General features: G+C 67.2%; 21 protein-coding genes. 3 read left to right on the forward strand and 18 right to left on the reverse strand.

The features are described from left to right. Nucleotides 1-111: 111 nt before the first annotated feature. From ccoP to ccoN, 4 genes are read right to left on the reverse strand one after another with little or no spacing between them, the layout of a single operon-like run. On the reverse strand, nucleotides 112-1,170 hold the full coding sequence (gene ccoP, locus EG885_RS01960; protein WP_131572796.1) for a cytochrome-c oxidase, cbb3-type subunit III: 1,059 nt from the start codon (nucleotides 1,168-1,170) through the stop codon (nucleotides 112-114). After that, nucleotides 1,167-1,352 (reverse strand): cbb3-type cytochrome c oxidase subunit 3, encoded by a 186-nt coding sequence (locus EG885_RS01965; RefSeq protein WP_131572797.1) that lies wholly within the window; start codon nucleotides 1,350-1,352, stop codon nucleotides 1,167-1,169. Before EG885_RS01965 ends, ccoP begins: the two co-directional genes overlap by 4 nt. A 12-nt stretch (nucleotides 1,353-1,364) precedes the next feature. After that, nucleotides 1,365-2,090, reverse strand: coding sequence for a cytochrome-c oxidase, cbb3-type subunit II (gene ccoO / locus EG885_RS01970; protein ID WP_131572798.1), 726 nt, complete (start codon nucleotides 2,088-2,090; stop codon nucleotides 1,365-1,367). Between the two features lie 12 nt (nucleotides 2,091-2,102). Further along, nucleotides 2,103-3,707, reverse strand: coding sequence for a cytochrome-c oxidase, cbb3-type subunit I (gene ccoN, locus EG885_RS01975; RefSeq protein ID WP_131572799.1), 1,605 nt, complete (start codon nucleotides 3,705-3,707; stop codon nucleotides 2,103-2,105). 229 nt (nucleotides 3,708-3,936) lie between these two features. Between ccoN and EG885_RS01980 the strand changes: the two genes are divergently transcribed. After that, nucleotides 3,937-4,176, forward strand: a complete 240-nt coding sequence (locus tag EG885_RS01980; RefSeq protein ID WP_131572800.1) for an ATP-binding protein — start codon at nucleotides 3,937-3,939, stop codon at nucleotides 4,174-4,176. 386 nt (nucleotides 4,177-4,562) lie between these two features. Here the strand turns inward: EG885_RS01980 and EG885_RS01985 are convergent, their stop codons facing one another. From EG885_RS01985 to EG885_RS02015, 7 genes are all read right to left on the reverse strand, one after another. Beyond that, complete coding sequence (locus tag EG885_RS01985; protein WP_131572801.1) at nucleotides 4,563-5,060, reverse strand: isoprenylcysteine carboxyl methyltransferase family protein; 498 nt, start codon at nucleotides 5,058-5,060, stop codon at nucleotides 4,563-4,565. Further along, entirely contained in the window at nucleotides 5,053-6,117 is a 1,065-nt protein-coding gene (locus tag EG885_RS01990) for a type III polyketide synthase (protein WP_131572802.1), read from the reverse strand. The genes EG885_RS01985 and EG885_RS01990 overlap by 8 nt, the downstream gene beginning before the upstream one ends. A gap of 162 nt (nucleotides 6,118-6,279) precedes the next feature. After that, nucleotides 6,280-6,885, reverse strand: a complete 606-nt coding sequence (locus EG885_RS01995; protein ID WP_131572803.1) for a DUF6134 family protein — start codon at nucleotides 6,883-6,885, stop codon at nucleotides 6,280-6,282. Between the two features lie 13 nt (nucleotides 6,886-6,898). After that, nucleotides 6,899-7,762, reverse strand: coding sequence for a TauD/TfdA family dioxygenase (locus EG885_RS02000; RefSeq protein WP_131572804.1), 864 nt, complete (start codon nucleotides 7,760-7,762; stop codon nucleotides 6,899-6,901). Between the two features lie 15 nt (nucleotides 7,763-7,777). Further along, nucleotides 7,778-8,560 carry an SDR family NAD(P)-dependent oxidoreductase gene (locus tag EG885_RS02005; RefSeq protein ID WP_131572805.1) on the reverse strand — a complete coding sequence of 261 codons (783 nt, stop codon included), beginning with the start codon at nucleotides 8,558-8,560 and terminating at the stop codon, nucleotides 7,778-7,780. Further along, nucleotides 8,557-9,924 (reverse strand): class I adenylate-forming enzyme family protein, encoded by a 1,368-nt coding sequence (locus EG885_RS02010; RefSeq protein ID WP_131572806.1) that lies wholly within the window; start codon nucleotides 9,922-9,924, stop codon nucleotides 8,557-8,559. Before EG885_RS02010 ends, EG885_RS02005 begins: the two co-directional genes overlap by 4 nt. Then, a complete protein-coding gene (locus EG885_RS02015) occupies nucleotides 9,921-10,538 on the reverse strand; it encodes a thermostable hemolysin (protein ID WP_131572807.1) in 618 nt (205 codons plus the stop codon). The genes EG885_RS02010 and EG885_RS02015 overlap by 4 nt, the downstream gene beginning before the upstream one ends. A 160-nt stretch (nucleotides 10,539-10,698) precedes the next feature. On the opposite strand from EG885_RS02015, the gene EG885_RS02020 reads away from it, so the two are divergent. Both EG885_RS02020 and EG885_RS02025 read left to right on the forward strand, forming a co-directional pair. Further along, nucleotides 10,699-11,352, forward strand: a complete 654-nt coding sequence (locus EG885_RS02020; RefSeq protein WP_131572808.1) for a response regulator transcription factor — start codon at nucleotides 10,699-10,701, stop codon at nucleotides 11,350-11,352. Further along, the gene (locus EG885_RS02025; protein WP_131572809.1) at nucleotides 11,349-12,587 is read left to right on the forward strand and encodes a histidine kinase dimerization/phospho-acceptor domain-containing protein; all 1,239 of its coding nucleotides are present in this window, start codon (nucleotides 11,349-11,351) and stop codon (nucleotides 12,585-12,587) included. The genes EG885_RS02020 and EG885_RS02025 overlap by 4 nt, the downstream gene beginning before the upstream one ends. 34 nt (nucleotides 12,588-12,621) lie before the next feature. Here EG885_RS02025 and EG885_RS02030 read toward each other — a convergent pair whose 3' ends face one another. The 7 genes from EG885_RS02030 to EG885_RS02060 all read right to left on the reverse strand — a co-directional run bounded on the left by EG885_RS02030 (nucleotide 12,622) and on the right by EG885_RS02060 (nucleotide 17,161). Continuing rightward, nucleotides 12,622-13,248: a methyltransferase family protein gene (locus EG885_RS02030; RefSeq protein ID WP_131572810.1), complete on the reverse strand. Its 627-nt coding sequence runs from the start codon at nucleotides 13,246-13,248 to the stop codon at nucleotides 12,622-12,624. Nucleotides 13,249-13,345: 97 nt separating this feature from the next. Further along, nucleotides 13,346-13,885 (reverse strand): cytochrome b/b6 domain-containing protein, encoded by a 540-nt coding sequence (locus EG885_RS02035; protein WP_131572811.1) that lies wholly within the window; start codon nucleotides 13,883-13,885, stop codon nucleotides 13,346-13,348. Beyond that, nucleotides 13,878-14,135, reverse strand: a complete 258-nt coding sequence (locus EG885_RS02040; RefSeq protein WP_131572812.1) for a PepSY domain-containing protein — start codon at nucleotides 14,133-14,135, stop codon at nucleotides 13,878-13,880. Before EG885_RS02040 ends, EG885_RS02035 begins: the two co-directional genes overlap by 8 nt. Before the next feature lie 62 nt (nucleotides 14,136-14,197). Beyond that, nucleotides 14,198-14,908: a YoaK family protein gene (locus tag EG885_RS02045; RefSeq protein WP_165571002.1), complete on the reverse strand. Its 711-nt coding sequence runs from the start codon at nucleotides 14,906-14,908 to the stop codon at nucleotides 14,198-14,200. A 195-nt stretch (nucleotides 14,909-15,103) separates the two neighbouring features. Next, a complete protein-coding gene (locus tag EG885_RS02050; protein ID WP_131572814.1) occupies nucleotides 15,104-15,805 on the reverse strand; it encodes a VIT1/CCC1 transporter family protein in 702 nt (233 codons plus the stop codon). 26 nt (nucleotides 15,806-15,831) lie between these two features. Further along, nucleotides 15,832-16,062 (reverse strand): hypothetical protein, encoded by a 231-nt coding sequence (locus EG885_RS02055; RefSeq protein ID WP_131572815.1) that lies wholly within the window; start codon nucleotides 16,060-16,062, stop codon nucleotides 15,832-15,834. 205 nt (nucleotides 16,063-16,267) lie between these two features. Further along, nucleotides 16,268-17,161 (reverse strand): Brp/Blh family beta-carotene 15,15'-dioxygenase, encoded by an 894-nt coding sequence (locus tag EG885_RS02060; RefSeq protein WP_165571003.1) that lies wholly within the window; start codon nucleotides 17,159-17,161, stop codon nucleotides 16,268-16,270.

Consider the following 17,161-nt stretch of genomic DNA (forward strand, 5'->3'; position numbering starts at 1 on the left):
GGCATGCACGGGGATCTCTCCGGTTCGGATGTGGCAAGCCTTAGGGCCGGGGCGGGGGCGGCGCCTTGATCCATGTCAAGCGCGGGGCCATCCTTCCCGGCGCAGGCGGCGCTATTCTCCGCCGCCCAGCCCGTGGACATAGACGGTGACGGCGCGCAGATCGGCCTCGGACAGGCGGGTGTTGAAGGCGGGCATGACGCCGAACCGCGACTGGGTGATCGTTTCGGTCAGGGCCGCCTCGTCGCCGCCATAAAGCCAGATCGCGTCGGTCAGGTCGGGCGCGCCCAGATCGCGGTTGCCGGTGCCCGCGTCGCCATGACAGGCCACGCAATTGTCGGCATAGATCCCGGCCCCGGTCGCGGCCAGCGCCGCGTCATGATCCTGCCCCGAGATGGCGCGGACATGCTGGACCAAGGCGCCGATCTGGTCCCGGTCAAGAATGTCGCCAAAGGCCGGCATCTCGGACCAGCGGGCGTCGGGATCGGTGGTGTTGCGGATGCCATGCGCGGTGCTGGCATAGATCGCGCCCAGATCGCCGCCCCACAGCCAGTCATCGTCCAGATGGTTGGGATAGCCGGGTCCGCCCGCCGCCCCCGCGCCGTGGCATTGCGCGCACCATGTCCGAAAGACCGAGGCGCCCGCAGATCCGGCAAAGCGCAGCAGTTCGGGGTCGCCGCGCACCTGTTCCAGATCGGTGTCGACCAGTCGTTCCTTGATGCCCGCATTGGCGGCCTCGACCGCCGCGATATCGGCCCGCACCTCGTCGCGGGTGGAATAGCCCAGAACGCCGCGCGTCGCGCGGTCGATCATCGGCCATGCGGGATAGGCGATGGAATACAGGATCGCGTAAAGAATGCAGGCGTAAAAGGTCCACAGCCACCAGCGCGGCAGCGGGTTGTCATATTCCTGGATCCCGTCCCAGCTGTGCCCGGTGGTCGCGATGTCGCGTGCCTTCAGCTGGGCGGCAGGTTCGGGACGGTGGCGGGCGCGACCGATCCGATCGTCGGGGCCCGCATCGGCAGGGACGGGATCAGCGGGGATGTTATCCGTGGGAACAGCGCTGGTGGGCACGGCCCCGGTCGCACGATGATCGCCGGGATGATGATCGGCGGCCGCCGGGCGCTTGGGGGTCTGGCCGGGCTGCCGGGGGTCTGGGGTCTTGCCGGTCATGGCTGCTGCTCCTTTTCCGGGGCGGGTCGGTCTTCGTTGCGGAACACGGAACTGGCGGCCTCGGCCTGCGCCGCGCGGGCGCCGGGGCGAAAGGCCCACAGGATGACGCCCACAAAAAACAGCGTCAGGAACAGCAGCATCCAGCTGTCGGCAAAGGCACGCAGGCGGGAATAGATCTCCATGGCGGGCCTTCCTCAGCGGTTCGGATCGGGGGTATAGGTCGAGAAATCGACCATCGTGCCCAGCACCTGCAGATAGGCGACCAGCGCGTCCATCTCGGTCAAGGCGGGCTGACCGTCGAAATTGCGGATCTCGGCGCCCGGATAGCGGTCCTGCAGCCCGTCGGGATTCAGCAGCGGATCGGCCTGCGCGCGGAAATCGGCGCGGGCATGGGTCAGCATGTCGGCGTCATAGGGCACGCCGACGGTGCGATGGGCCTGCATGCTGTCGCCGATCCACCGCCCGTCCAGAGGGCGGTTCATCAGAAAACCATAAGGCGGCATCACCGACCCCGGCACGACCGATTGCGGATCGGTCAGGTGATCGACATGCCAGGCATCGGAATAGCGCCCGCCCACCCGCGCCAGATCGGGGCCTGTACGCTTGGACCCCCATTGGAACGGATGGTCATATTTCGATTCCGCCGCCAGGCTGTAATGGCCATAGCGTTCGACCTCGTCGCGCAGGGGCCGGATCATCTGACTATGGCAGTTATAGCAGCCCTCGCGCAGATAGATGTCGCGGCCCGCCAGCTCCAGCGGGGCATAGGGGCGCACCCCTTCGACGGATTCGATGGTGTTCTGCAGATAGAACAGCGGCACGATCTGCACGATCCCCCCGATGGTCACGACCAGAAAGCTGAGCACCAGCAGCAGGGTCGCGTGGGTTTCGATGCGTTTGTGGCGGTCCAGAATGCCCATGTCGCGATGTCCTTATTCCGCCGGAACGGCATTGGAGGGCGCGGTGGCCTGCACAGCCCCCACAGAGGTGACGGTCCGCCACAGGTTCACGCACATGATGATCGCCCCGGCCATGTACAAAACCCCGCCCAAGGCGCGCACCACATACATCGGGAACTTGGCGGTGACCGTGTCGGCAAAGGCGTTGACCAGATAGCCTTGGGCATCGACCTCGCGCCACATCAGGCCCTCCATGATGCCCGACACCCACATGGCGCTGGCGTAAAGAACGATGCCGATGGTCGCCAACCAGAAATGCCAGCTGACCATCGCCAGGCTGTACAGGCGCGGACGGTTCCAAAGGCGCGGCACAAGGAAATACAGCGCGCCGAACGTGATCATCCCGTTCCATCCAAGCGCGCCGGAATGCACATGCCCGATGGTCCAGTCGGTGTAATGGGACAGCGCGTTGACGGCGCGGATCGACATGACCGGACCTTCGAAGGTGGACATGCCATAGAACCCGATCGACACGGCCATCATCCGCAGCACCGGATCGGTGCGCAGCTTGTCCCAGGCCCCCGACAGGGTCATCAGCCCGTTGATCATGCCGCCCCAGCTGGGCATCCACAGCATGATCGAGAACACCATCCCAAGCGTCGTCGCCCAATCGGGCAGGGCGGTGTAATGCAGGTGATGCGGCCCCGCCCAGATATACAGAAAGATCAACGCCCAGAAGTGGATGATCGACAGTTTATAGCTGTAGACCGGGCGGTCGGCCTGTTTGGGGACGAAATAATACATCATCCCCAGAAAGCCCGCCGTCAGGAAGAAACCGACGGCATTGTGGCCATACCACCATTGCACCATCGCATCCTGTACGCCCGAAAAGACCTGCACCGATTTCGACCCGAAGACGGATACGGGGATCGACAGGTTGTTCACGACATGCAGCATCGCGACCGTCACGATGAAGGCCAGATAGAACCAGTTGGCGACATAGATATGGCGTTCGCGCCGCCGGATGATCGTGCCCAGAAAGATCGCCAGATAGGCCAGCCAGACGACCGTCAGCAGCAGATCGGCATACCATTCCGGCTCGGCATATTCCTTGGACTGGGTCGATCCCAGCAGATAGCCGGTCGCCGCCAGCACGATGAACAGGTTGTAGCCCCAGAACACGAACCAGCCCAGATTGCCGCCCCACAGCCGCACCGCGCTGGTCCGCTGCACGACATAAAATGACGTGCAGATCAGCGCATTGCCGCCAAAGGCAAAGATCACCGCCGAGGTGTGCAGCGGTCTCAGCCGCCCGAAATTGGCGTAACCCTCGGCCCAGTGGAAATTCAGCGCGGGAAAGGCCAGCTGGAACGCGATGAAGGTGCCCACTGCAAAGCCCGCCAGCCCCCAGAAGGCGGTGGCGATCACGCCGGCGCGGATCACGCTGTCGAAATAGCCGGTCTGGGGCAGGGCGGGCGGTTCGTCGATGCGGCGCAGGACCCACAGGAACAGACCGGCGGCGACGATCATGATGATCACGGCATGCAGCTGATAGGCCCCGTCGCGGGCAAAATTAGCCGCGATGGCGGCCATCACGGCGATGCTGCCCAGCAGCACCAGTTTCAATACATCCCACATGCAGCATCCCTTCGGCGGTTCCCGCGATCAAAGGCGCGGGGCGTTGCGACCGACTGATGCGTTCCCCGCGCAATCGCCGCCTTGATCCAGATCAAGGTCGCACCGCTTTGCCTGGCGCAATTTGCACGGGATGCGGCAGGTCCGGGCGCAGATCGCGATCTGCCCCCCCTCAAGGAGGGTTGATCATGGCCTATAAAACGCTGCTGACCGATGCGGCGGGGCAGGGCCGTTGCTGGCCTATCCCGTCACGCTGGCGCGGCGTCCTGATGCGCATCTGGCCGTGCCGCTGGCCCTTCTCGCCAATGAGCTGATCACGAACGCCTGGAAATATGCCTGGCCGGGAGGGGTCGGTGACCTGCGGATCGCGATCCAGCCGACCGGACCGGAACAGCCTCGGCTGACGGTCAGCGACAATGGACGGGATCTGACCCCAATTTCGATGCCGAGGATTCAGACAGCCTTGGTATGACACTGATCACCGGTCTTGGTCAGCAGATTGGCGGGCGATCGCGATGGCAGGATGCCCAACCCGGAACACGCTTTGTGGCGGCATGACGACCGGAGGCGGCGCCAAGCTCTCATCCCGGCTGCGTCGAAGAACCTGGCGCTGAACGCCGCCCTCTGCGCAAAAGGGAATGCGGTCGCCGGGAGCATTACGGATCAGCCGCAGGACATCGCGGACCCGCAAAAAAGCAAAGCAGGGCGTGTTCGATTACAGTGAGATGTTCCAAGACCCGACGGGCAAGCACTAGTAAAACGGGATGCTATCGCCCGCCGATTTCAAGCGGCGGTAGATAACGAGACGCGAAGGTGTCTAGGACAATTTATCGCACTCAGCACACTTTTTATCTAGCATTATCTTAATGTTAAGAGCGCACCTGTTTCGGAGCGGATACGTATTGTCAGGAGCACTGCATTCAGAAGGGTAAAGACAATCGCAACCGGCCAAAGGCCCAGAACCATCGGCGCGACGATGATTTCGGCGATAACGACCGCGTAGTTCGGATGGGTCAGAAAGCGATATGGCCCCCTGACGACCAGAGGTTCGTTCAGGACGATGATGCGCGTGGTCCAGCGCGACCCCAAACTGGCCAGAACCCAGATGCGCAGGATCTGCAGGACGACGAACAGAGCCAGCCAGCCCGGACTGACCGGGTTCGACCAGCCCCAGACACAGATCGCCAACAGCCATGCGGCATGCATCGTGACGATCAGGGGATAGTGTCCGGCGCCATGTTCGACAGCACCCCGTGCCAGCAGGCGACGGGTATTGCGACGGGCCAGCAGCAGTTCTCCACCCCGTTGCAGCAGCAGAAAGGCGATGAAGCTGACGGACAGCGCGTGTTCAGTCATGGCTGGCGACCGTGATCGGCAGAACCGACAACGTGAATCCGGGACCAAGCGCCAGCGCCAGCAGCGATCCGGTGGCGCCATCTTTCAACACCTGATCCAGCACGAACAGGACGGTCGGGGCCGACATGTTGCCGTTGCGGGCAAGAACCTGTCGTTCCGCGTCCAGCGCTCCATCGGCCAGCGACAGCGTGGATTCCAGCGCCGTGATGACCTTGGCACCGCCCGGATGGCACACATGGCGATCCACGGGATGATCCGGGATCAGGCTGTCCAGCGCGGTGCGCAATTCGGCCTCGGCAAAGGCGGGGATCGAGCGGTCGAAGATCACGCCCAGCCCGGTTTCCTCGACCGTCCAGCCCATGATGCTCAGGGTGTCGGGCCACATGTGCTGGCGTCCCTGCCCGATCCGGGGGCGGGGATCGTCGGCCCTAACCCCGGCACGCAGGACGACGGCGGCTGCGCCATCACCGAACAGAGCTGTAGCGATGATGTCGGCCTTGGCCAGCCGGTCCAGTCGGAAGAGGACGGTGCAGGTCTCGACCGCGACCATCAGCACGACGGCGGCGGGGCGCGCCATCGCCAGATCGGCGGCGATCGCCAGACCCGACACGCCGCCCGCGCAGCCCAGACCAAAGACCGGCACGCGCATCGTATCGGGTCGAAACCCCATCTGCTTTGCGCTCAGCGCCTCCAGCGTGGGCGTGACGATCCCGGTCGAGGAGACGGTGACGATCACATCGACCTGATCCGCGCGCAGCCCCGCCTGATCCAACGCCTTAGCCGCTGCATCGCAAAACAGCCGCACGGCCCCGTCCGCATAAGCCTGCGTGCGGTCCACCCAACCGTGGGGCTGGCGGAACCAGTCCAAAGGCACGACCGAATGACGGGTGTCGATCCCGGCATTCAGGAAGGCCGGGGCAAGCCGGTCGAACTGGGAAAACCGTGATTGCAGCAGCGCCCGCGATTCCGTCAGGATATCGTCTTGACGCAGCAGATGCGGCGGGATCGCCGTGGCAATGGACAGCAGCCGGGGTCTGTCGTCGTCCTGAGGGGCCATGGATCGCCTGTCACCTGTGTCTGGGGGCACGACCGAAACGGACAGGCGCGCCGTGGATGGCGCGCCTGCGCACGCCATGGTGCTGCCGAACGCCCCTGCTGCGCCAATGGTGCCCGACCCGCGACACTGTCGCAGCGGACAGGGCATTTTCGACGGCCCGGCCTATTTCAGGACGTAGTCGATCTGCGACCCGTCCTCGGCGGCGAAGCGGACATGAACCAGCGTGGCGCCTGCATACCACAGGTCGCGATCCAATCCACCGCGCAGGGCGTAATGGGTGGCCTCGACGGGGCCCTGACCGGTCGCGACGCTGTCCATTCCCAGATTGCTGACGGTGATCGCATCGGTGCTGCCATCGATGGTGTTCAGCACCGCGCGGGCGCGCACAAGATCGGCGTTCCACAGGCTGGCCGGGATCAGAGAGGTCGCGCCCACCCGGATGTCATGGGCCGTGCCATTGTCGTCGGTGCGCGATGTCAGCCCGGCCAGCTGTCCCCCGCGCCATGTCTCGGTGCTGGTCTGCGCAAAGCGATAGGCGCTGACGCCGATCACCGGAACCTTGACGCGGACATCGGTGGCGATGTCCACGGTCAGATCGTCGCCCGCGCCGCGGAAGGTGACGACATAGTCGCCGATGTCGCGGTCCTTGCGGATCACGTCGAAGGCCAGCCGGCCCGATGCGGGCACGCTGGCGCCGGGCGCGGCGATGGCGGCGGGGGCCAGGGCCGTCAGGGCCAATGCGGTCACAAGGGAAAGGATGCGGGTCATTGCGGTCTCCATGTCAGATCGTGCCCATGCCGATGAACAGGTTGCGATTGGCGTCAGCGATGGCACGACGGCCATGCATGACGCGGGTATTGTCCAGAATGGCGATATCGCCGTCCTGCCAGTTGATCTCATGCGTGACCTCTTCGGCCAAAGCGCGGATCTGCTCGATCTCATCCGGCGTGACCTCGGTGCCGTCGGCCATGGCATAGCGGGGCGGCTGGTAATTATGCGATGGCCCCAGAACGGCATTGGCAAAGCCGCGTGTCTCGCCGCCAAACGCCGAGGGCCGCACCGGGTCCAGCGTCAGGCGATAGGTCAGCGATCCGTCGGGATGCAGCGCGAAATCCTGATCTGGGATCGCGGCCTTGAACTGCAGCACATGATCCATCGTCACCTGAGACGGGTCCGAGATGGCGGGGTGTTCGTTGGCCAGATAGCGCTTCCACAACGCCTCGGGCAGGACGCGTTCGACGGTCATGCGCTGCGACCAGCGGGCCTGTTGCGCGTCGTCGAAGCGGTCCCAGACCGCACGCCCGTCGCAGATCGTGGTTTGCGATCCCTCGAAGGCCGCGGTTTGCGCGAAAAAGGTCACGATGTCGGGGCAGCGGGGCGTGTTGCCGTTCTCGATATGCAGGCCGATGGGACCAAGGCCGGCATCGACCATCTGTGTCGTGTCGGTCGTGTGGTTGCGCGCCGGATCAAAGGTCACGCGGCGGCACAGCGTCGTCACCAGCCCCGAGAAACCGTCCATGTCGGCATCGAAGCCGCGCAGCAGGGTCCAGCCGTCGCGGGCCAGATCATCGCGGATGGTGGCCAGCAGGCCGGGATCGGTCAGCCCGCCCGGATGGTCGCGGTGGCGCAGGATGTTATAGGTCATGATATCCTCGGATGGTCAGGAAGAAAGGTCGCGGGCGGCGTCGATGACGGCCGGGTCGCGGGCCAGGCGGATCAGCGCGCGGTCGATCAGACCGGGGCGCAGGCGTTGCAGGGCCACGAACAGCCGCTCTCGCGAGGCGGGCATCTGTTCGCGCTTGCGGGCGGCAATGGCCCGCCAGGCATGGCCAGCGACGATTTGCGGGCTGTCCAGCGTCATCGCCATCGGCCCGATGAGCCGCGCGAACCCCTGCGCCGCATCGGTGCGCGTCGCACGCGGGGCCAGATAGGTGACGGCGATCCCGCGCGGAGCCAGCTCGCGCCGCAGCGCATCGGAATAGCCGCGCAGCGCGAATTTCGACGCCGAATACAGGCTGAAGTATGGAAAACCGATATCGCCGAAGACCGAGCCGACATTGACGACCTGCCCCCGGCTGGCGGTCAGCGCGCCCAGCAGATCGCGGGTCAGCGCGATGGGGGCCGCGATGTTCAGCGCCAGCGTCGCGGCGATCTGCGCGTCGTCGCTGGCATCCGCCGCGCCTGACGGCACGACACCCGCATTGTTGATCAGGATATCGAGGCCGGTTTCCGCGACCGCCCGCGCGATCGACGCGCGGCCATCGGGGGTGGTTACGTCGGCGGGCAGAACCCACGCATCACGCATCCCCTCGGCCGTCCGCGTCAGGGGTCCGGCACGGCGACCGACCAGAATGACGCGGTGACCGTGGCGGTCTGCTTCGATCGCCAGCGCGCGACCGATGCCGGATCCGGCCCCGGTGATCAGAACGCGCAGCCCGGTCATGCGGGCACCGGCTGCGCGGGCAACGGGATCAACTGGGCGCCGGGGGCCTGCGCCATCCGCGCCGCCACCTGACGGTCGGCGGTCCCCGACGGGCGGATCAGGCCCGCCTGCCGCGGATCGGCAAAGATCAGCGCCTCGGGGCGGGCATAGTCGGGCAGATCGGCCAGCCGTGCGGCAAGGGCCACCATGTCGGGGCTGGCGGTGGCGGCCAACACCAGAACCAGCCGGTCGTCGCCTGTCAGGATCAGGGCCGCAGCCGGGATGGCCGGGTCGGCCAAGGCCGCAGCCTCGACCCATTCCGGCGCGATATTGCGCCCCGAGGCGCGCAGGATCATGCCGTCGCGCCGCCCCAGAACGGTCAGCCGCCCATCGCTCAGCCGCCCCAGATCGCCGGTCCGCCACGGCCCGGAATGGGGCGCATGGCCCAGATATCCGGCCATGACGGCGGGGCCGTCCACCACGATCTCTCCATCCTCGATCCACAGATCGGTGCCGTCCAGGGCCACCATCCCGGTGCCCCCCGCAGGGGTCATGGCCACGACCGAGGATGCTTCGGACAGGCCATAACCCTCGGCCACGGGCAGGCCAAGGCTGCGCGCCTCGGCCAGCAGGGCGGGCGCAACCGGGGCGCCGCCGACGGCGATGTATCGCAGGCTGTCCGGCGCGCGGGCGCCCTGACGCAGGGCCGCCACCCACAGGGTCAGCTGGCGCGGCGCCAGCACGGTCACGGTCGGTCGGCAGGCATCGGCCAGGCGGGCCAGCGCGGTGCCGTCACCGCTGAACAGGCAGGCCGGGCCTTCGGCGGCGATGATGGTTTCCGCCCCGGTCAGGACCGGCACGAAGATGCCGCAGATCTGTTCCAGCAGCTGCGCCTGCGGCAGCACCGACAGATAGCGGTCGCCGGGCACGGCCCCGATGGCCGCCGCCAGTGCGCGGGTCTGGGCGTTCAGTTGCCGGTCGCCCAGCACCACCCCTTTGGGCCGCCCCGTCGTCCCCGAGGTATAGATCACCCGGTCGGCCCCGCCAGCATAGCTCAGGGGCAGCGCGGCGTCGCCATGCGGCAGCCGCTCGATCAGGCTGGCGCCCGAATCTGCCAGCAGATGCGCGATCTGCCCGGTTGAAAAGAACCCCGGCACAGGCACGACCCGGCATCCGGCCAGCGTCGCGGCCAGATCGCCGATCACATAATCCAGACCGGTCAGATGCAGGCCGACCCTGCGCGGGCCTGCGGCAAAGCCCGCCGCCGCGTGACCGACCGCATCCGCCAGACCGGCCCAGCTGATCCGACGGTCGGCATCACGAAAGGCCGTGGCGTCGGGGCGCTGACGGGCATGGCGGGACAAAGCGTCAAAGACCGGGATCATCGTACAAAGCCCTTCTGGGACATGCGGGAGGGGCGGGGCATGAACCGCAATGGCTCGGCCTGCTCCTGCAAGGCGCAGACCCAGGGGTCGGTGTCATAATATCGACCCCACGAAACCGCCCCGGGCAGGCAGTCGGGCCGGGCGGGCGCCAGCGCCAGCAACGGCACGCCGGTCCGCTGCAACAGCGTGACCAGCGCGGCGGTGGCGGTGAACAGGCCCCAGCTTTTGTCACGCAGGCGTGCCTCGGCGGCGATCGCCTCGATCAGCGGCAGGGTCGCGATGGGGCGCGGGCAGGCCATCGACACGACCTCCAGAATGTCGCCGTCATGGACCGTCCGCCCGCTGCGTTGCGTCAGGATCTGCGCCACGGGCCGGTCCAGATAGACCTGCGAGAAAAATCCATCCGCCGCATCCCGCAGACCGGCGGCCCCCAGAACGGCGCCGGACGCGGCGCGCGTCACGGCCAGCGGGATCGCTGGCAGGGTGATGGTGGCCTGATAGATGTCGCGAAAATGCGTCCGGATCAGCGTGGCGGCGTCCTGCCATCCGGCATCGGGCGGCGACAGGATATCCAGACGCATGGCATGGTCCGGGGAATGGCGCAGTGCTTGCATGGCGATGCCTTTGCGTGGTTCGTGAACCCCCTGTGACGGGCGAACCTTGCAGCAGGCTTACAGATCGCCCCCGCGCCACGTTTCTGTCCGGGCGGCATGATTTCCATTGATCGGACCGGCAGGCCCCTGCATCTGTGGGCGACATGTCAAGGAAACCGCCATGCGCATTCTGCTGATCGAGGACGAGGCCGACATTGCCGACGCGCTGGCGCGGTTCCTGCGGGCGCAGGGTCATGCGGTCGATCATGCGCCCGATCTGGACAGCGCGCGGGCGGCGCTGGATGTGGCGGTGTTCGACACGATCCTGCTGGATCTGGCGCTGCCGGACGGGTCGGGGCTGTCGCTGCTGCGCGATCTGCGGCGGGGGGGCAACCGGGTGCCGGTGATCATCGCCACGGCGCGCGACCAGATATCCGAACGCATCGCGGGGCTGGATGCGGGGGCGGATGATTATGTCGTGAAGCCCTATGATCTGGCCGAGATCGAGGCGCGGCTGCGCGCCCATGCCCGCCGCGCCTCGGGCGATCCGGCGACGGAAAGCCATCTGGGCGGGTTGCGGATCGACCGGGCGGGCGCGCGCCTCTATCGCGGCGAGGCCGAGATCCGGCTGACCTCGCGCGAATGGGCGTTGTTCGATGCGCTGCTGTCGGCGCGGGGTCGGGTGCTGTCGAAACAGGTGCTGGAAGAGCGGCTTTATGCCTTTGACGACGCGATCGAGGGGAATGCGGTCGAGGTCTATGTCTCGCGCCTGCGGGGCAAACTGGGGGCGGAGGCGATCCAGACCCGGCGCGGATTGGGATACCTGATCCCATGACGGCGCCTTGGTCGCTGCGCGGCCGGCTGGTGCGCCGGGTGGTCACGGGCGCCTGTCTGGCCTGGCTGGCGGGGGTCGCGCTGGCCGCAACGGTGATCGCGCATGAGATGTCCGAGCTGATGGATGACAGCCTTGCGGGCGCCGCGCGGCTGTCGCTGGCGCTTTATCAGGGGGCGGGGCAGATCGGTCCGGTGACGCCGGGCGACGAGGTGGCGATCCGCCTGTCGGATGCGGGGCGGCTGATCGCGGATGCGCCCTGGCCGGCCCTGACGGGGGATGGCGGGCAGGATAGCGGCGGCTGGCGGGTCTTTCGCCTGACCGACGGCCCGGTCACGGTCGAGGTCGGCCAAAGCGGCGCATGGCGGCGTGACGAGCTGGTCGAAACCTTGGGTTGGCTGGTGGCGCTGATGCTGCCGGTGCTGCTGGCGGCGCTGATCGCGGTGCGGGGGGCGGTGGCAACGGCCCTGCGCCCGGCCACGGGGTTCGCAACCGCACTGCGCGGGCGTTCGGCGCAGGATCTGTCGCCGGTCGCCGCCCCCGATCTGCCCGTCGAGCTGGCGCCGATCCCGCAGGCGCTGAACGGCTATCTGGACATCATCTGCACCCGGATCGACGCGGAACGGCAATTCGCCACCAATGCCGCGCATGAATTGCGCACGCCGCTGGCCGCAGCCTCGGCGCAGGCGCAGCTGATCGCCGCAGGGCTGGCCGATCCCAAGGCTGCGGGCCGGCTGGCGGGCGCCCTTGGCCGGATGGGTCATCTGGTCGAGCGTCTGTTGCAGCTGTCGCGGGCCGAGGCCGGGATGACCGGCACTGGCCCCTGCGATCTGGTGCGGGTGGTGCGGCTGGTGATGGCGGAAACCGGCATTGCGGCGATCTTTGACGATGGCGAACAGGCGCGCATGCCTGTCGCCGTCGATCCCGATGCGCTGGCGATGATCCTGCGCAACCTGCTGGCCAATGCGGCAGCCCATGGGACCGGCGATATCCGGGTGGTGCTGGATGCGGGGCCGGATGAGGGGGCGGTTGAGGGGCCGGATCAAGGTGCGGTGCTGCGCATCTCGAACGCGGTAGGATCTGGGGCGGCGTTCCGCCATGCGACCTTTGACAAATCGGCGCTCTCGCAGGGCGCCGGGCTGGGGCTTTCGATCGTGGCGCAGCTGGCGGGCGCACAGGGGATCGCGGTGGATCACGTCATGGCGGCGGGCCGGGCGGTTGTCGTGCTGCGGTTCTGAGGCCCGCCCGAGGGTTGGGCCCCTGATCCTTTCCCTACCACAGCCCCAGCAGGGTCAGATGCCCGGCGCGATGGGCCAGATCGACCGCCTCGGCCAAAGGCAAAGCCGACAGAAAGACCAGCGCATCGCGCCCGTTGCGCCACAGCAGATGCGGGCGCACCTGAACCTGCGCAGCGCTGTGAAAGCCCGCCAGGCGCGGGCGGATCATCGGCACGCGGGCGCGATAGGCGTCATGGGCGGCCCCGAACCGGGCCCGCAGAAACCGTTCCTCGCGCATGGCGATGCCATGCAGCACGACGGCGCCCGCCAGCCCGAACAGCCCCGCCAGCATCAGGCTTTCCAGAGCCAGCCCAAAGCCCGCGATGCCGATGATCGAAAACAGATACAGCGGATGGCGGCAGATTGAATAGGGCCCGTCCTGCAACAGGCGGTCGTTCTTGTGCCCGCCGATATACAGCGTCGCCCAGAACCGCCCCAGGATCGCGACAAAGATCAGGATCGTGCCGGTGACATGCAGCGCCGCCGCCGGCAGGGCCGACCACAGCGGGTGGCCGGTCAGCACCAGCGGCAGGGCCGCCAGAAACAGCCCGCGCAGGACATTGATCCGGCGCCGCTGATCGGCCGGAGGGATGGATCGGGCGGTGAAGTCGGTGGCGGTCATCGCAATGCCTGTCGTTGTCCGGGCCGGGAACGGTCCCTGATCGTGTCATGGGTCATGGGTCGGGGGCGGGGGCGGGGGCGGGGGGGTGGCGGGGGCCTTATCGGCGGTCCTTGTCCGACAGCGCCCGCTTGGTGCCGGTCAGCATCGACAGGATCAGATTTTCCCGGTGACGCAGGCTTTCCACCAGCACCCCCGTCACATGCAGGGCCGCAAGCACCAGGATCAGGGTGGCCAGAACCTCGTGAACCTCCTCCATCGCGGACGACCCCCAGAAGGCATCGGTCGTCTGCAGCCAGCCGGTCAGCGCGGTGCCGGTGACGGCCAGCAGCAGCGCCGCGATCATCGCGCCGCCCGCTGGATTGTGGCCCAGATAGCGGCGTTCCCGCCCGGCCCGCAGATCGCGCAGATAGGCCAGCACGGTGCGGGGCCTGCGGATGAAATCCGCAAACCGGGCGTGGCGGGGGCCGATCAGCCCCCAGACCAGCCGCGCCGCGATCAGGATCGCGATGGCATAGCCCAACCGCTCGTGCAGCAGCCTGGGCCCTTCGGCGGTCAGCCAGACGCCTGCGATCAGCGCGACCAGGGACCAGTGGAACAGCCGCACGAAGCCGTCCCACACGCGGACCCTGTCAGTCATCGCTGCCCACCGCCTCGAAGGTTGCGGGGTCGAACAACGTCTCGACCCGCGCGCCGGTCTGGTCATGGCCATAGACCTCGTAGCAGCCATCCTCGGTCTTGACGTTGCTGACGGTCCACCCTTTGGCGGTCAGATCCGCAGTCAGTTCTTCGACCGGGCGCCAGTCGGCCTGCGGCACGTCGCAGCGTTCGGCGGCAAGGGCAGGAAAGGCCAGTCCGGCCAGGATCAGAGCAAAAAGGGGGGTCCGCATGGGGGTCTCCGTCATCGGGGTTTCGATGCGGTCATCCATGCGCGGCAAAGCTTGCAGCAACCTTACGACCAGCGCGGGATTGCAGATAACTTCAGCAGGTCCGGCAGACCCAGGGCGATCAGCGCCGCGGCCAGCGGGATCGAGAACAGAAACCCGACCAGACCGAACCCGATGGCCCCGAAAATTCCGCCCAGCAGGAAGGCGCCCACAAGTTGCAGCAGGATGCGCATCTTGTGCCGGTCGCACGCGACGCCGCAGCCGGGCCGAAGCCTGCCATAGGCTGCGCGGCCCATCTCGATCCCGATATCGGTCAGCATGCCGGTCGCGTGGGTGGTGCGGATGCGCGCCCCGGAGATCTTGGTGATGGTGGCGTTCTGCATCCCCATGATGAAGCACAGGCAAGCCAGCGAAAAGATGCGCCCGACCTCTCCGGTCAGCAGGCCGCCCATGGAAAAGCAGGCCAGCAGGGCGCCCTGAACCACCATTGGCAGGGCATATTGCTGCCGGACGGCATATCCGCGCGCCCAGTTGATCAGGATCGCGCTGAACCCCGCCCCGGCAACGAAGGCCGAGACGGCCAGCGCGCTGATCACGGCGATCCACAGGTTTGCAATGGCGATATTGTCGGCCAGCGCGGCCAGATAGCCGGTCATGTGCGAGGTGTACTGACCAAGCGCAAAGAACCCCCCGGCATTCGCGGCGCCCGCGATCGCGGCCAGAATGGTCGCCAGAACCGCATCGCTGCCCGGTGATCTGGACGGTGCAACCAGCACGCGTGCGGACCGGGACGGATTGAGCAGTCGTCGTCGGGTCTTCACGTCGGCCAGCGGTCAATCGATGACCATCCGATCTGCCTTGTCATTGTCATCGATGTCCCTGCTTTTTCGAAAAACATTGTACCGCCTGAATGCAGGAACGGGAACGCTGGACGGGTCCGGTCGCTGCCACCGGAAACCGGACCCGGCACATCAGCCGGTCACGACGCCGAACAGATGTCCGACTGCGGCGGTCGCTGCCATGGCCAGCGCCCCCCAGACCAGCACCCGCAGCGTGCCGCGCCCGATGCCCGCACCCCCGGCCCGTGCTCCGACCGCCCCCAGCCCCGCCAGGGTCAGCAGCGTCACCGCCGTGACCCAGACCGAAATCGCTCCGTCCGGGGCCATCGCGGCGGCGGCCAGGGGCAGCGCCGCGCCGGTGGCGAAAGTCGCGGCAGAGACCACAGCCGCCTGGACCGGTGCGGCGGTAATCGCCTCGGACAGGTTCAGTTCGTCGCGCAGATGGCTGCCCAGGGCATCGTGGTGCGTCAGTTGCTGCGCCACCTGCAAGGCCAGCGGTCGGTCCAGCCCCCGGTCGACATAGATCTGGGTCAGTTCATTCAGCTCTCCTGCAGGGTCGGAAGACAGCTCTGCGCGCTCGCGCGCGATGTCGGCGCGTTCCGTATCGGATTGAGAACTGACCGAGACGTATTCCCCTGCCGCCATCGACATGGCCCCTGCCGCCAGCCCGGCCAGCCCCGCGACCATGATTTGCGCGCGGTCGGGACTGGCGGCGGCCACGCCGACGATCAGGCTGGCGGTCGAGACGATGCCGTCATTGGCCCCCATGACGGCGGCACGCAGCCAGCCGACGCGGTGGATCAGATGGGCCTCGGGGCGGATATGGGATGGCATGTCGGTTGTCCTTTGGATCGGTTCGGTCATGCGGCACCCCGGTGATGCGACAGGGGGCGGGCCTGCCGGGCATCGGGGTGCCGGATGTCACAATAGCCGTGGAACCGGTCGCCGTATCGCCCCAAACCATTGGCGACCGGAATGTGGCGCCGCGCGCCAGTCAGCGGTTGCAGCAGGGTGGTGTCCGACGCGGTGGCCGCGACATCGCCCGGCTGCATCGGCAGGATGTGCCGACGCAGCCCTGCGCCCCGACGCATCCTGCAGCGCAATCCGGCGCCCCTCAGGACATTCGCGGATAACCGCCGCATCCTCTGACGGGGCTTTCGCCTGACATCTGTCGCGCGGACGGGCGTTTGCGGCAATCTGTGCCTTGGCACAAAGGGTCGGGGCATCATCGAGGCGCAGAAAACGGCCCTCGCCGTGGGGGACCAAGCGGGCCAGACCGCCTCACCGATCCGGGCTTCAGTCGCCGGGTCGGGCGCGTTCCAGCCAAGAGGAAACGACCAGATGCGGAATGGTCAGCGCCGCCAGCAGCTGGAAGGCCTGCGCTGTCACGTCCGGCGTGATCGCGCCGCCTGTCATCCGCGTCGCCATGATCCATATCACGGCTGCCGCGACCGGCAGGGCGATCGCCGTCGCGGCGCGCCATCGCCATGACAGATCAGCCAGTGTCAGCTGGGCATGGGCCAGATGGCGGGGCGAATGCAGGCAGACGAAAAACAGCGCAAAGCCGATGACCGGCGGAAACAGCAGCAGGGCCGCCATCGCAGCGGCCATGCTGATCGCGCCCCTGCGGTCGCCGCGCTGCCAGACGATCAGGCAGCACACTGCGGTGACGACCAGCACCATGGGGGCGATCAGGAACAGGCCCGTTGCCACATCAGCGCCGCCGCGACCACCGGTCATGTCGGAAAAGATCGCGGAAACCTGATCGGGATGCGCCAGCGCGGGGGCCGCCGCGACCGAGGCGCCGCAGATCACCCGCAACAGGGCATCCTCGATCCGGTCCCAGTCCTCGCCGAAATGATAGGCGGCGGCGATCAGAAAGAAGACCAGCGTCGCATCGGGGCGCAGCCGCCATGCAAGCACCATGGTCAGAACGATGGCGATATAGATCGCGGTGATGCCCGCCAGCCGCTTTCGGTTGCCGCCCGACACCCGGGCCAGCAGGCTGATGTCATAGGCGCCATGCGGCAGACCTCCGAACAGGAAGATGGCGGTCGCGGCCAGCGTGCTCAGCTGGCCGCCCAGATCCACGCCAAGAAAGCGGACCGCCAGCAGCATCGCGATGGCGGTCCAGAAGGCCGCAAGCGCGGCGCCCCCGGAACCTGCGGCAGACGGATCGGAATGGGTCAT

This window comes from Paracoccus nototheniae (assembly GCF_004335005.1).
In the GTDB taxonomy this organism is placed as follows: Bacteria; Pseudomonadota; Alphaproteobacteria; order Rhodobacterales; family Rhodobacteraceae; genus Paracoccus; species Paracoccus nototheniae.